We start from the raw sequence: 14904 nt of genomic DNA, 5'->3' as shown, positions 1-14904 counted from the left end.
GGACTGGTTGCTCAGACTGGTCGCCGGGACTGGTTATGTTGACTAACGGGCGTCGGCCAGCGCTGCCTGGAATTGCGTCACCACCGCCGGGTCCAGCGCCTGGGTGTGCTGCTGGATCACCGGTGCCAGTGCCTCACGCATGCGCTGACGTTCACTGTCCGCCACCACGTTGACGGTCATCTTGTCCTGCAGCTCGCTCAGCAGTTCCTCGTTCATGGCGCGGCTCTGCGCACGCTGATACAGCGTGGCTTCACGAGCGGCCTCGCGGACCAGCTGGCGTTGGGCGTCATCGAGTGACTGCATGAAGCCCGCCGAGGCGACCAGCACCTGAGCGTCATAGGCATGCGCGGTACGCGACAGGTACGTCTGGACCTCGAAGAAGCGCTTGGCGTCGATGACGGTGTAGGGATTTTCCTGACCATCCACCGTGCGGGTCTCCATGGCGGTGAACAGTTCATTGACCGACATGGGTACGGCGTTGGCATTCAGTCCATTGAAGAGGTCGATGTAGAGGGCGTTCTGCATGGTGCGAATCTTGAGTCCCTCGATGTCCTCGAGCGTCTCGATGGGACGGCGGCTGTTGGTCATGTGACGGAAGCCGTTCTCCCAGTACTCGAGTGCCACCAGCTTCTTGTCATCGAGGCTTGCGAGCAGGGCGCGGCCGGCCTCGCCATCCAGCACCGCATCGGCGTGTTCACTGTCATCGAACTGGAAGGGCAGGCTGACGATGTTGAAGTCAGGGTTGAGGCTGCTCAGCGTGGCGGTGGAGGGCGCGGTGAAGTCCAGGGTGTTGGACTGCAGCATCGAGGTCATGTTGACGTCATTGCCCAAGATGCCGTTGGAGAACACCGTGATGGTGATCTCGCCGTCCGACTTCTCCTCGACGAGCTCCGCAAACTTCTTGGCGCCCAGTGTCTGGGGATGCGCCTCCGGCAGGCTGGTGCCCATGCGCGCGGTGATCTCGGCGTGGGCGGTGGTCGCGAAAGTCAACATCAGCCCCAGGGTGGAGACCGTCTTGAGCAGGGCGTTCGTGTGCTGGGCTTTGTTGGACTGGGCTTTGTTGAGCAGTGTTTTGTTGAGCAGTGTTTTGTTGAGCAGAGCGTGGCGGATGGACATGGCGAATTCCTTGCGAGTTGTTGTTATGGCAATCGTGGTGATGGCGATCGTTGCTGAGTTGATCGCTGCGGTGTCGATCGGTCACTGGATGCTGGTGTCCAGCGAGTAGCAGCGCACGGCGTTGTCGCAGAACAGCGCTAGTCGCTGCTCGGGACTGAGCGGACGACTGAGTGTCTTGAAGCCTCGAAACAGCGTGTCGAGAGAGGTCACCAGCCCATCGACCGGGAAGTTGCTGGCGAACATCACGCGCTGGGCCCCGAAGTGATGCAGCACGCTGTCGAAGACCTCGCGGTTGTCTTGCAGACGCCAGGCCTGACCCGCAATCCCGAGCCCCGAGAACTTGATCATCACCTGCGGCCAGACAGCGACCCTGGCGAGGGCGTGTGACCATTCCCGCAGAGTGTCGGGATCACGATCCCCGGGCACGCCGGCGTGATTGATCACCACCGGCATCTCCGGATGGCGCTCCAGCAGCGGCAGCAGTTCCGCCAGGTGCCACCAGGGCACCTGCAGCTCGAAGATCAGCCCGTGGCGGGCGACTTCACTGACGCCGGACTGATAACGCGGGCAGCGCAGCGAGCCGGGCAAGGCGTGGGTGGCAAGCGCCGGATCGTGACGCTCCAGTGCGGCCGGCTTGTGGCGGACACCCTTGACCATCCCTGATGTGCAAAGGCTCTCGAGCTGCTCGCCGATGTCATCCTGATCCAGCCAGGCCTGGGCGATCATGGCATCGGGCCAGCCGCTCTCGCGGGCAGTCTCCTCGATCCAGCGCACTTCCTTGAGCGCATCGCCCCGCGCCCATTCCGCCTCCATGTAGACACCCCCCAGCAACCGATGCGTCTCGCCCGCCGCCTGGAGATGCTCGGCGGGGAGGTAGGGGCGACGGATCGCGGAGTAGTCGCCGTAGCGGAAGGGGATCATCGGCTCATCACACAGCCAGGGGTGGTAGTTCCGCGTCGGGTCCCAGACATGCATGTGGGCATCGATGATCGGCAGGTCTTCCTCCTGGCGGGTGGCCAGATAACGTGCGCGCTGCTCGCCCAGTTCCGCCAGAGACGCAGGTATTACCGGAAATTGGAGTGAGTCAGAGAGCATGGCGTGCCTCCTTGAATGGGCGAGTCAGGCGAGCGTGATCAGCGCGCGAGGGCGGTGTCGATGCGATCCAGCAGCTCGCTGCCGTGCTTCTCGGTGAACTCGGCGCGCACCGGTTCGGCGACCTTGGCACGCATGCTGGCGGTATCGGGTTCACGCACGACCTGCATGCCTTGCTCCTCGAGGAAGGCCAGATCGCCCTGCTCATTGTCATGATTGAGCTGGCGCTGATAGCGGGCCGCTTCCTGAGCTTCTTCCTTGATCAGTGTCTGCAGTTCGGGCGCGAGGCTGTCGAACGTCTGCTTGTTCATGATCAAGGGGGCGGCGGTGTAGGCGTGTGCGGTGAGCGACAGGTGCTCCTGCACGGAATACAGGTTGGCGGAGCGGATCAGGCTGACCGGATTCTCCTGGCCATCCACGGTACGGGTTTCCAGCGCGGTATAGAGCTCCGCGAAGGGCATCGGAGTCGGATTGGCACCGAGTGCATGGAAGGCGGCGATATGCGCCGGATTTGGGGTGGTGCGCAGGGTCAGCCCGCTGACGTCATCGGCGTTCTCGACCGCACGTCGCGAGTTGGTTAGGTTGCGAAAGCCGATTTCCCAGAAGGCCAGTCCTTCGATCTGTTGCGGCTGCATGGCGGTCAGTAGCTCCTGGCCTATATCGCCATCCAGCACCTGATAGGCCTGCTCACGGGTGTCGAACAGGAAGGGCAGGTCGAGCACGTTCAGCTCGCCGACCAGCCCGCTGAAGTAGGGGTTGCCTGAGAGCTCGATATCGATGGTGCCGCTGCGCACACCCGAGATCATGGCCTGGTCATTGCCCAACTGGCCGTTGGGGAAGATCTTGACGGTCAGTTCACCGTCACTGCGTTCTGCCAGACGTTCGGCGAAGCGTTCGGCGGCCAGATGCTGCGAGTCGGTGACCGGATGCGCATGCGCGAAGGTCAGCGAGGTGGCGGCGTGTGCGGGGCCTGCCAGTAGCAGACTGGCAAGAGCGGCGGTGATAAATGAGGCGGTGGCGTGGCGGGTCGAGAGTGTCATGGCGAAGCCCTTTTCTCGTTATTGTCGTGATGCTTCTGGTGCGTACAGGCGTTATTGACGCTGGTGCTGTTGGTGTTACTGGTGCTGACGGGGTCAGGGCCGGGTGGTGGCGACACTCTCCAGGCCCTGATCCCTCCTCTATGGCTCGTACTGATCAAGCGTGCTCACAGCACCGCCATGGCGGATGGCTGCTCAGCGTCGTTGGCGTGGGTCTCGAACGCGACGGGATTGCGCAGTGCACGCCCGAAGGCGGGCAGTTCGATCTCGAAGCGATCCCCTTCCTGCACCTTGATCTGATCGGCGAAGCTCAGGGTGGCGGTGCCGAAGAAGTGCACGTGCAGATCCCCCGGCGCGCAGAACTGGGCGTACTTGAAGTGGTGGTGCTCCAGATTGGCCAGGCTGTGGGCCATGTTGGCCTCACCGGTCAGGAAGGGCTTCTCCCACAGGGTCTGGCCGTCGCGGGTGATGCGGCTGGTGCCTTCCAGGTGCTGGGGCAGCTCGCCGATCAGTAGTTCAGGGCCGTAGCTGCAGGCGCGCAGCTTGGAGTGGGCCAGCCATAGATAGTTGGCGCGCTCGGTGATGTGGTCGGAGAACTCGTTGCCTACCGCGTAGCCGATGCGATGCGGCTGACCGTTGGCATCGTTCAAGTACAGGCCGACCAGCTCGGGCTCTTCGCCGGCGTCTTCGGCAAAGGCCGGCACGCTGATCGCGGTTTCCGGTGCCACCACGATGCTGCCGTCACCCTTGTAGAACCATTCCGGCTGCGCGCCGACCTGACCCTCGGCGGGCTTGCCACCCTCGAGCCCCAGGCGAAACATGCGCATCGAGTCGGTAAGGCTTGCGTCATCCTGCGCCTGAGCGGCGGCATGCATGGCGTCGCGGGTATCGGCGCTGCCCAGATGGGTCAGGCCGGTACCGGTGACGGTGCAGCGCGCGCGATCCGGGTGGGTGACCGGCGGCAGCAGTTCCTGGCGATCAATGGCCTGCTTGTAGTCGACCAGGGTGTGGGAGTAGTGCTGTTCGATCAGTACGCTGAGCCTGATGCCCAGCTCGATGGCGCGAGAGGCCAGCTCATAGGTGCCGCCCGGGAAGTCGAGCAGGCGCAGCTGGTCGCGGCTTTCGACCACGGCGACCCGCGGGCCGTTGGCGGTGCGAAGTTGGACGAGTTTCATGATGGCTTCCTCACTCGATGATGTTGAACTGATCGAAGTAGTCGCTGTTCAGCTCAAGGCCCAGCCCCGGGGTCTCTTCGTCGAGGTCGATGAAGCCGTTCACCGGCTCCGGGTCGCCCTTGAAGATGTAGTAGAAGAGCTCGTTGCCGATCTCGACGTCATGCACCGGGAAGTACTCACTCATCGGGGAGGCCAGTGAGGCCATGGTGAGGTGGTAGTTGTGCATCTGGCCGGCATGCGGGATGACCGGCACGCTGAAGGATTCGGCCAGGGCGTTGATCTTGCGCGCCGCGGTGATGCCACCGACCCGGTTGGTGTCGTACTGGATGACGGAAACGGCACGCTTTTCCAGCAGCTGGCGGAAGCCGTAATGGGTGAATTCGTGCTCGCCACCGGAGATGGGAATGCTGGTCAGCTGATTGAGTTCGGCGTAACCATCAATGTCATCGGCGATCACCGGCTCTTCCAGCCAACGCGGCTGGAAGCGCTCGAGCTTCGGCAACATGCGCTTGGCATAGTCCAGGTTCCAGCCCATGTAGCATTCGAGCATCAGGTCGATATCCTCGCCGATGACTTCGCGCACGGCGGCGACGCTATCGAGGTTGGCACGTACGCCCTCGACGCCGTCACGCGGACCGTAGCCGAAGCGCATCTTCATGGCGGTGAAGCCTTGATCCAGATAGGACTGGGCCTCTTCCTGCATGCCCTTGAGGTCCGTGCGGTAGAGCTTGGAGGCGTAGCAGGGGATCTTGTCCTTGGTGCGCCCGCCCAGCAGCTTGAAGACCGGCTTGCCGACTGCCTTGCCCATGATGTCCCAGATGGCGATATCCACGCCGGAAATGGCGGCCATGCCGATGCCCTTGCGACCCCAGGCGTGGGTGGAGCGGTACATGCGCTGCCACAGGTATTCGTAGTCGAAGGGGTCCTGACCGATGATCAGCGGCGCGAGGTACTGATCGATGATCGCCTTGGCGATGCGCGGGGCGAGTGCCACGTTGCCAAGCCCTACCAGCCCGTTGTCGGTCTCGATTTCCACCACCGTCCAGCCGTGGAAGCAGAAGGTGCCCATCGAGTCGCCCTTGTCCCACAGCTCGTCCATGGCGTTGGAGCAGAAGTGGGCAGTGGGGGGGACGGTGTGGCCTTTCCATTCGAAGACGCGAGTTCTGACCTTGGTGATTTTCATCGGATTATCCTTGTTGTGGATGACGTTGGCGCAGATAGGTGAGCAAGAGTGACAAGTCGTCAGGCCGACGCGGTCTCGAGGCGCAGCGCGCGCAGGTTGGTGCCCATGCGCTTGGCGATCGCGAAGGCATTGCGGGTCGGGTTCACGTCCGCCTTGCCCTGGCCTGCGATATCGAAGGCGGTGCCGTGGGCTGGCGTGGTGATGGGGATCGGCAGGCCGCCCTGGACGGTGACGCCGGACTTGAAGCCCAGCAGCTTGATCGCGATCTGCCCCTGGTCGTGGTACATGGTCACGATGGCGTCGTACTCGCCATCGCGTGCCTTGAGGAAGATGGTGTCAGCCGGGAAGGGGCCTTCCACGGGATAGCCCTGGGCGCGGCACTCGGCGACGGCAGGCGCGATGACATCGATCTCCTCACGCCCGCAGGTGCCGCCCTCGCCACCATGGGGATTGAAGGCGGCCACGGCGATGCGCGGCTGCTCGACGCCGGCCAGTGTCAGCGAGTCATGAATCAGCTGGCTGGCGGCGATGATGCGCTCCTGAGTGACGTACTCGGCGGCATCCTTGAGCGGGATATGCGAGGAGATGCGCGAGGTCCACAGCGTCCCCAGGGTGTTGAACTCGCAGAAGTAGCCCTTGACGCCCAGCGTCTCGGCGAAGAAGTGCAGCTCGTCCTCATGGCCCAGGCCGCCTTTCTTCATCGACAGCTTGTTGAGGGGCGCGAAGCAGATGGCGTCGACTTCCTCGTTCTGGGCCGCTTCCAGGCAACGAGACAGCACCGCGAGGGTCGAGGCGCCACAGGCGGCACTTTCCTCGGCCAGCGTCACCTTCTGCTGTGCCACGCTCTCTACCAGCATCAATGACAGGCCTTCATGTTCACGGGCTTCCGCGAAGCTTGTGACGCGTGGCAGCTCGGTGAAGAGCCCGGCCTGGCGTTGGCCCTGTTCCCAAAGCCACTGATCCCCGACCAGCACGCTGTGGGTCTCGGCGAACTGCTCGGGTTCCGCGATCAGGCGAGCGATCAGCTCCGGGCCGATACCGGCGGGGTCACCGAGGGTCAGGGCAATGACAGGGCGTGTTGCGGACATGGGGTCAACCTCTTGGTGTTGTCGTCGTTGTTGTCGTCGACCGTTGTCGATCGTGTCGATGTCAGGCGTGCTCAGCAGTTCGGCCTCTGGCGTGGGGGCCTTCTCAAGACAGTTCAGGACTGTGAAACATCACGACTTGATTGGACTGCTGGTTGGTTTACCGGACCAGTTGAGATGAAAACTAGCCGAGCGCACGATGATTGGTCAAGGATTTCTCGAAAATTGCGACCATGGTCGGTTTTCTGGTGCGTCTGATTCGGTTGTCAGTTATTCTGGTATGAAATCTATACCAGTGGGGGCCGTATGAACCAGACGCCTTTCGCCTTCGAGAAAGCGCTGAAGAATCAGACCAAGAAGGAAATTCTCGCCGACAAGCTCATCGAGATGATCCTGACCGGCCTGCTGCGCGATGGGGATGAGCTGCCCAGCGAGCGTGAGCTGGCGCAGTTGTTTGAAGTGAGTCGTGAGACCGTGCGCGGGGGGCTGGCGCTGTTGACGGGCTATGGCCTGCTGAATGTCTCGCATGGCAGCAAGTCACGGGTGTGTGCCAGCGAGGCGGTGATCGACAGCTTCCGCAATCATCCCGCGCGTCAGCAGGGCGACGAGCTCAACAATCTGGACATCGAGAGCGTCTTCGAGAGCCGTATCGTGGTGGAGTCGGCCATCGCCCGCCGCGCAGCACGGCACATCGATGCCGCGGGCCTCAAGAAGCTGGATGCCTTGCTGGACGCCCAGTCCCAGCACTTCGACTCGCCGGTGAACTTCCAGCTCTCGGATCAGAACTTCCATCAGGTGATCGCGGAGTATTCGCGCAACGAGATCCTGATCCGCTACGCCCACGAGCTCTATACCTATGCGCTCAACATTCGTCGCCAGGTCATGGCCGAGCATGGCTCGATCAAGCGCAGCTATGAAGAGCACGTACGTATCGTCGAAGCGCTGCGCGCCGGCGACCCTGACGCCGCCGAACGCGCCATGCTCTCGCATATCGACAGCGTCTATTACACTACGCGGGACAAGATGCCTCGTTGAAGGTGCCTCATGGAGAAGAGGGGGCCAGTACTCCACGCCCGTCATCACCCAGACGATACGGGTCTCGGTCTCGCCGGGGTTGCGAATCCAGTGGGGTTCCTCCCCGGTCAGCGAGAAGCTGTCGCCCGGGTTGAGCAGGAATACCTGCTCGCCGATGGTCAGCTCCAATTGGCCACTTTCCACATAGCCCGCTTCCGCACCGCGCCGCTCACGAGGCGTCTCACCACCGCTGCCGCCGGGCTGCAGGCGGGTCATGATCAGGATGAGCTGACCGCTCAGGCGGGGGGAGAGCAGTTCTTCCCGTGCACCGATGGCGCTGAGGTTCATGGCACGGCGTTGATCCGCGCGCACGATAGTTTCCTGCTCGGCCGCCGAGTCACTCCCGCCCGGCTGGAAGAACCAGCTGACGCGCACACCGAAGGCATCACTCAGGGCCTGTAGTACCCCGATGGGGAGGGAGGAGACGCCGCGCTCCACCTGGCTCAGATAGCCGACGGATTTTCCGACGCGCTTCGCCAGTTGGCTGAGTGTCATCTGACGGGACTTGCGCAGGTCGCGCAGCTGTCTGCCGATACGACGGTCTTCCTGTTCTGCATTGCTGAGTGCGGTGCTGCCGGCTGATGCCTGTGAGGAGTCTGTCTCCGTGATCATCCGGCACCCTACATCTAGCGCTAACGTCTTGAAATAAAGAATCAATTGGGTGCACTGCGCAGGTTGGTTCGAGGGGCGAAGGCGGGCGAGCAGAGGTAGGGGAGGAACGGGATAGGAATGAGGAGGTGAGGGGGAGTGTGGAGTACTGAGTGAGGCAGCCTGTCAGGAGTGGCACTGCACTGAAGGTGCAGCGCCTTGCTCTGACCCGTTATCTCCGCAATGACATTGCCCTACACGCCATTCGATATTCCTTTCCCAATATTGCCATCAGCTCTCCCGCTGGCATCGCTCTGGCCAGCGGGGCGCCCTGGCCCGCCCACTGTGCCCCGAAACCGGTGTCGCCCTGCGAGCGGGCGGCGGCGTTGAGCGCCTTGCCGGCGGCGTAGGTGAGAGGGTAGTCCGGTGGTGCGGGGCATGATGGGTCTTCCATCAGGCTGACGAATCGATTGGCGAGAATGCGTGCGGGGCGGCCCGAGACGATCGAGGTCATGCGGGTGTCATGCGCTGCCGGTCCTGTGAGTGCGTCTCGATAGGCGGCATCGGCGCTGGATTCCGGGCAGGCGATGAAGGCGGTTCCGAGTTGGGCTGCCACGGCGCCATTCGCGAGAGCGGCGGCAATGGCCTCACCGTTCATGATGCCCCCTGCGGCAATGATCGGCAGGTGCGTGGCGTCTACTAGCTGCCTGGTCAGGGCGGCAGTGCTCAGCTGGGTATCTGCGGCTTTTGGATCAAACATGCCGCGATGACCTCCCGCTTCGAATCCCTGCGCCACGATGGCGTCCAGGCCGGCCCGCTCGATGGCGCGGGCTTCCTCCAGGTGGGTCGCCGTCGCCATGAGCCAGATGCCTGCCTCCTTCAAGGCGCGGATGAAATCGCGTGAGGGCAGGCCGAAGTGAAAGCTGACGACGGGTGGGCGAGTCTCCAGCAACATCGCCTGCATGTCGGGGTCATCGGCGACGCTGGTATAGAGCGTGTCGAGTCTGGTGGGGGGCGTTGCCTCGAAGGCCTGGAAGTACGGCGTCAGCCACTCCCGCCAGGCGCTCTCGCTAGCAGCGTCATGTGCCGGGGCCGGGTGCACGAAGACATTGACGTTGAAGGGCCTGTCGGTCAGCGCTTGCAGTTCTGTGATCATCCTGCGGGCGCCGGCGGCATCCGTGGCCCCGACGCCGATCGAGCCCAGCCCGCCTGTCTGCGAGACCTCGGCTGCCAGACGCGGCGTCGAGACGCCTGCCATCGGGGCCTGAATGATCGGCCACTGCATCCCCATCCTCTTCAGCATTTTCGTTCTCCCCAGCATCGTTCTCTCCGGTATTGCGCACTTTCCGGCTTTGCGATCTCTCCAGTATTGCTCCATCCAGCATCGCGCTCTGCTCTGCATGCACACTCTGCCTGTGCACTCCGCCTGTGCACGCTGCGTGGCGTGATCAGGTCCTCGTGGCTTCGGGTGCCTCAGGCTTATGCTACGCCGCACGCAACGCCGTGTGCCACTTATGCCTTGCGCCCTCACCATTGCAATCCCTCGGGTCATCCCAACGTCTTGTTTACTGTTTATTCGAATGAGTGAATGCATTGCTCATCCTTCACCGCAACTCAACGGAAAAGGAAAGCGCCCCCATGTCCAAGTCCCATTCTTCGGCCCACAGTGTCTCCGAGATCATCACCGAATCTCTGCTCGAGGCAGGTGCCAAGCGCTGTTACGGCATCGTCGGCGATACCATCAACCATTTCACCGACGCCATCCGGCGCTCCGAAATGGAGTGGGTGCATGTGCGGCATGAGGAGGTGGCCGGCTTCGCGGCAGGGGGCGAGTCCTTCATCAGCGGGGAGCTGACCTGCTGTGCCGGCACCTGTGGGCCGGGGAGCACTCACTTTCTCAATGGTCTGATCGAATCGCATCGCAATGGCGGACCGGTGGTGTTCATCGCCTCGCAGATCGATACCGCCGAGATGGGCGTGGGCTTCCCGCAGGATGTGGATCAGAAGGCGCTTTACTCCCAGTACAGCGTGTTCTGTGAATACCTGACCAATCCCGAGAATGCTCGCCGCATGGTGGCCATCGCGGCGCAGAAGGCGCTGGCGGAAGGTGGGGTCGCGGTGCTGATCGTCCCGGGGGATCTATTCTCGCAGAAGCCGAAGGCCTCGCTGCCCTGGCGTGCCCACCGCTTCTCGCCGGTAATCCGCCCGAGTGAGCAGGAGCTGGCCGCCGTCGCCGAGGCGCTCAATCAGCCGGGCAAAGTGTCGATCTACGCCGGGGTCGGCTGTCAGGATGCGCAGGAAGAAGTGCTGGCATTGGCACGTCGCCTCAAGGCGCCGGTGGCCTGGACGTCGCGTGCCAAGGACTTCATCGAGCCCAACAACGAGCAGGAAGTCGGCATGACCGGCGTGTTCGGCCTGCAGGGCGGCTACGAGGCCGTCGCGGAATGTGACATCTTGCTGCTGCTGGGCTGCAGCTTTGCCTGGTCCCAGTTCTATCCGGACAAGGCCACCGTGATCCAGGTGGATCTCGACCCCGGCAAGATCGGTATCCGTCATCCGGTGGATCTTGGTGTCGTCGGTAGCGTCAAGGATACCTGCGACGCGCTGCTGACCCGCGTGGACCCGCGTGATGACAGTGGCTGGCTGGACAGCTGCCGCAAGAAATATCTCGAGGCACGCGACGAGGCCGCCGTCACCTCCGACGATGAGCATCTGATTCACCCGCAGGAGCTGACCCTGGCGCTGGACCGCCATGCCAGTGAGGACGCCGTCTTTACCGCCGATGGCGGCAGCCCCATGGTGTGGTGCCTGCGTCATATCCGCGCCAACGGCAAGCGCCGCACGCTGCCAAGTCTGATGCATGGCACCATGGCCAATGCCTACCCTCAGGGCATCGGCATCCAGAAGGCCTACCCTGAGCGTCAGGTGATCGCCATGTGCGGTGATGGTGGTCTGTCGATGCTGATGGGGGACCTGCTGACCCTCAAGCAGGAGAAGATCCCGCTCAAGATCGTCATCTTCAACAACAGCACGCTGGGCTTCGTTGAGCTGGAGCAGAAGGTCGAGGGCATCCTGGATACCTACACCGAACTCGAGAACCCCGACTTCTCGCTGGTCGCCCAGTCCATGGGGCTGTGGGGACTGCGTGTCGAGGAGAAGCACGAGCTGGATGAGGCAGTGCAGAGCCTGCTGGCCCAGGACGGCCCTGGGGTACTCGAGGTCAAGGTCAACCGCATGGAGCTGGTGATGCCGCCGCACATCGAAGCCGGACAGGTCGCCTCCACCGCGCTCTATTCCGCCAAGGCGGTGCTCAATGGGCGCATGGATGATGTCGTCGATCTGGTGCGCAACAACTTCACCGGGCGGTGAGTACGATGTGCGAGATTGTGACCCACCCATGCCTTCACTCAAGAAGGAATGAGTGAAGGCGCAGACAAGACGGCCCCGATCCAGAGGATCGGGGCCTTGTCATTGGTACGGCAGGTGACAGAGGGAAACTTCAGCACGACCGGCCGTTGTCTGCGGGAGCAGAGGTCAGCTCGCGGTCAGGATCCTTTCCATACCTGTGAGGCGAAACCGCGCCAGTAGTCGTCCATGTCGCGATAGCTGGTCATGGGATTTCACGGTATGAGAATTTTGCGTCTTTTGAGAGCCGCACCGAGGATGCAGTATATCGTAATTCGGCGTTATGCTATGGCGCTATTTCGTTGCGCAACAAGAAGCATCCCGAATGTTCTTTTCGTGTTCTGAATATGAACTGATCGTTGGGGATATGCTGCTCAATGGTTGTTTATGAATTACAGGAATCTTCAGTATGAAAATCGCCATCGCAGGCACCGGTTATGTTGGTCTCTCCAACGCCATGCTGCTGTCTCAGCATCATGAAGTCGTCGCGTTGGATATCGTGCCGGAGAAGGTGGAGGGCCTGAACCGTGGTATCTCACCTATCGTCGATAATGAGATTCATGAGTTTCTGGCGCGTGGAGATCTGAATTTCCGCGCTACCCTCGACAAGGAAGAGGCTTACGGCGATGCCGATTTCGTGATCATCGCGACGCCAACGGACTACGATGCCACCACCAACTACTTCACTACCAAGAGTGTGGAAGCGGTGATTCAGGATGTGCGTGACATCAATCCTGACGCGGTGATGGTCATCAAGTCCACCGTGCCGGTGGGCTATACGGTAGAGGCGCGTGAGCGCTTCAATACCGAGAACCTGATCTTCTCGCCCGAGTTCCTGCGCGAAGGCAAGGCGCTGTACGACAATCTGCATCCGTCTCGCATCATTGTCGGTGAGCGCTCCGAGCGTGCCGAGGTATTCGCCGGGCTGCTCAAGGAAGGTGCCATCAAGCAGGATGTCGATGTGCTGTTCACTGACAGCACCGAGGCAGAGGCCATCAAGCTGTTCGCCAATACCTACCTGGCAATGCGCGTCGCCTATTTCAATGAGCTGGATACCTACGCCGAATCACATGGCCTGGATGCCAGGCAGATCATCGAAGGGGTGGGGCTGGACCCGCGCATCGGCCAGCACTATCACAACCCGTCCTTCGGGTATGGGGGTTACTGCTTGCCAAAGGATACCAAGCAGTTGTTGGCCAATTATCAGGAAGTGCCTAACAACATGATCCAGGCCATCGTCGATGCCAACACCACGCGCAAGGACTTCATTGCGGAATCCGTGCTCAAGCGCAACCCGCAGGTGGTGGGGGTGTATCGCCTGGTGATGAAGTCCGGCTCTGACAACTTCCGCGCCAGTGCCATGCAGGGCGTGATGAAGCGCATCAAGGCCAAGGGTGTGGAAGTGGTGGTGTACGAGCCGGTACTGGAAGAGGACACCTTCTTCGGGTCACGCGTCATGCGAGACCTAGAGGCGTTCAAGCAGGAAGCTGACGTCATTCTGAGCAATCGCATGGCGGAAGAGCTCGCCGATGTGGTCGACAAGGTCTACACGCGCGATCTGTTTGGCAACGATTGACCCTGAGCGCTGATTCTTGATCGAAAATACAACGCCGCATCCTCGTGATGCGGCGTTTTCATATGGGTTCACAGGGCACCGGGTAGAGAGGGCATAGGTGAAGACTTTCATGCTGCTTGCCTGATGCCAAGGAGGAGGAGAGTTGTGTCAGGCTATCCCTCCCATGGAGTCCTCAATAGCCCTCTGCAGCATGCGCCTGAGTGGCTCGTGCCATCCTTCATAGAGTCATCACTGGGTCAGGAAGGCCAGGTATGCCGTCATACGATTCCCTCGCTCGTTCAGCTTCATCCCCCGTTGACGCCGATGTTTCCTCGGTGACGTCGCGCCCCGTGTCCTGCGGCGTTTTCCTGTTCGGTCTGCTCAGCTTGGTCGTGCCCTCTGGCTATAGCATCGGGCCGGCACTGCTGGTGTTGCTCAGTGGCTATGGATTGCTGCGTGAGCCGCGTACGCTGCTGCGCGCGCCTGGCAAGGAGGATGTGACCGTCATCGGCGTGATGGCGTGCCTCGCAGCCTTGTTGCTAGTGAACATCCTGCTGCAGGGGGATGCGTGGCAGACGGCAGGTGTGCCTATCCGCCTGTTGCTGGCTGTACCGGTGCTGTTGCTCGTATTGTCGTGTCCTCCGTCGCTGGGGGCGATGTGGGGTGGGTTGATCCTCGGCAGCGTGCTGGCCGGCAGCTGGGCGATGTGGCAGAAGCTGGTGTGGGGCGTGCACCGCGCCGGCGGCTTCACCAACACCATCAATTTCGGTGATATCTGCATGTTGATGGGACTGATTTGTCTCGCGGGACTTGGCTGGGCCATGAGTCTGGCAGGTGCCCGGCGGCGCTATTGGATACTGGCGCTGCTGGTTGGCGGGGCGTTCGGCATTATCGGCTCGTTGATGTCGGGGACACGCGGCGGTTGGATCGGCTTTCCCTTCGCGGCCTGGGTGCTGTATCGCAGTTATGGGGAGGTGATTTCACGCCGTGTGCTCAGAATGGGCGTCTTCATGTGTGCCGGGGGGATCGCCTTGATGGTGATCACCCCGGCCACCGGTATCCAGCAACGTGTCGAAGCCGGTGTCTCGGATGTCACGAAGTACGTGGAGGACCGCAATGCCGGCACCTCCGCGGGGGCGCGACTCGAGATGTGGCGGGGCGCCTTCATGATGATTGCCGAGCAGCCGTGGCTGGGCAGGGGCGAGACGGGGTATGCCGAGGCGCGTGATGCGATGATCGAGCGGGGAGAGCTCAGTCGCCATGTCCAACGGTATGAGCATCCCCACAACGAGTTTCTCGATGCCTGGGTTAAGCGCGGGATACTGGGCTTGCTGGCGTTGCTGGCACTCTATCTGGTGCCGCTGCGACTCTTCTACCGTCGCCTGGACAGCAACGACCTGACATTGCGCTCACTGGCTGTCGCCGGCGTACTGTTGCCGCTGACCTTCCTCGATTTCGGGATGACTTGGGTGATGTTCTCCCAGGCCAGCGGCGTGATGGTCTTCGCCTTCTGGCTGGCGATCGTGTGGGGCACGCTGCGCGCCCACGAGCGACGCCTCGAGACACTGCAGGCACCCTGAGAGTATTTTGACCT

At 62.0% G+C, this 14904-nt stretch carries 11 protein-coding genes and 1 pseudogene; 4 read left to right on the top strand and 8 right to left on the bottom strand.

Annotated elements, in window-relative coordinates; translation table 11 throughout:
- Window positions 1-42: 42 nt before the first annotated feature.
- The 6 genes from ACZYGA_RS00185 to ACZYGA_RS00160 form a co-directional block, all read right to left on the bottom strand.
- Window positions 43-1116: a TRAP transporter substrate-binding protein gene (locus ACZYGA_RS00185; protein WP_479398223.1), complete on the bottom strand. Its 1074-nt coding sequence runs from the start codon at window positions 1114-1116 to the stop codon at window positions 43-45.
- An 81-nt stretch (window positions 1117-1197) separates the two neighbouring features.
- Complete coding sequence (locus ACZYGA_RS00180; protein ID WP_479398221.1) at window positions 1198-2211, bottom strand: amidohydrolase family protein; 1014 nt, start codon at window positions 2209-2211, stop codon at window positions 1198-1200.
- Window positions 2212-2249: 38 nt separating this feature from the next.
- Window positions 2250-3248 (bottom strand): TRAP transporter substrate-binding protein, encoded by a 999-nt coding sequence (locus ACZYGA_RS00175; RefSeq protein ID WP_479398220.1) that lies wholly within the window; start codon window positions 3246-3248, stop codon window positions 2250-2252.
- Window positions 3249-3412: 164 nt separating this feature from the next.
- A complete protein-coding gene (araD1, locus tag ACZYGA_RS00170) occupies window positions 3413-4420 on the bottom strand; it encodes an AraD1 family protein (RefSeq protein ID WP_479398219.1) in 1008 nt (335 codons plus the stop codon).
- Between the two features lie 10 nt (window positions 4421-4430).
- On the bottom strand, window positions 4431-5603 hold the full coding sequence (locus tag ACZYGA_RS00165; protein ID WP_479398218.1) for an L-rhamnonate dehydratase: 1173 nt from the start codon (window positions 5601-5603) through the stop codon (window positions 4431-4433).
- 59 nt (window positions 5604-5662) lie between these two features.
- On the bottom strand, window positions 5663-6691 hold the full coding sequence (locus ACZYGA_RS00160; protein ID WP_271303399.1) for a 4-hydroxythreonine-4-phosphate dehydrogenase PdxA: 1029 nt from the start codon (window positions 6689-6691) through the stop codon (window positions 5663-5665).
- A 303-nt stretch (window positions 6692-6994) separates the two neighbouring features.
- On the opposite strand from ACZYGA_RS00160, the gene ACZYGA_RS00155 reads away from it, so the two are divergent.
- Entirely contained in the window at window positions 6995-7723 is a 729-nt protein-coding gene (locus ACZYGA_RS00155; RefSeq protein ID WP_084208310.1) for a FadR/GntR family transcriptional regulator, read from the top strand.
- 105 nt (window positions 7724-7828) lie between these two features.
- Here the strand turns inward: ACZYGA_RS00155 and ACZYGA_RS00150 are convergent.
- Both ACZYGA_RS00150 and ACZYGA_RS00145 read right to left on the bottom strand, forming a co-directional pair.
- Window positions 7829-8257 (bottom strand): annotated as a pseudogene (locus ACZYGA_RS00150) (helix-turn-helix domain-containing protein); the annotation flags it as partial.
- Between the two features lie 325 nt (window positions 8258-8582).
- Window positions 8583-9653, bottom strand: a complete 1071-nt coding sequence (locus ACZYGA_RS00145; RefSeq protein WP_479398216.1) for an NAD(P)H-dependent flavin oxidoreductase — start codon at window positions 9651-9653, stop codon at window positions 8583-8585.
- Window positions 9654-9988: 335 nt separating this feature from the next.
- Between ACZYGA_RS00145 and ACZYGA_RS00140 the strand changes: the two genes are divergently transcribed.
- The 3 genes from ACZYGA_RS00140 (at window position 9989) to ACZYGA_RS00130 (ending at window position 14890) form a co-directional block, all read left to right on the top strand.
- Entirely contained in the window at window positions 9989-11719 is a 1731-nt protein-coding gene (locus tag ACZYGA_RS00140) for a thiamine pyrophosphate-dependent enzyme (RefSeq protein WP_479398214.1), read from the top strand.
- A 445-nt stretch (window positions 11720-12164) separates the two neighbouring features.
- Window positions 12165-13331 (top strand): nucleotide sugar dehydrogenase, encoded by a 1167-nt coding sequence (locus ACZYGA_RS00135; RefSeq protein WP_479398213.1) that lies wholly within the window; start codon window positions 12165-12167, stop codon window positions 13329-13331.
- Between the two features lie 251 nt (window positions 13332-13582).
- Entirely contained in the window at window positions 13583-14890 is a 1308-nt protein-coding gene (locus ACZYGA_RS00130) for an O-antigen ligase family protein (protein WP_479398212.1), read from the top strand.
- The last annotated feature ends 14 nt before the right edge of the window (window positions 14891-14904 follow it).

The sequence above is a fragment of the Cobetia sp. BL01 genome (assembly GCF_056493605.1).
The sequence above is the reverse complement of the archived record's forward strand: the minus strand, read 5'-3'. Positions and strand labels throughout refer to the sequence as shown.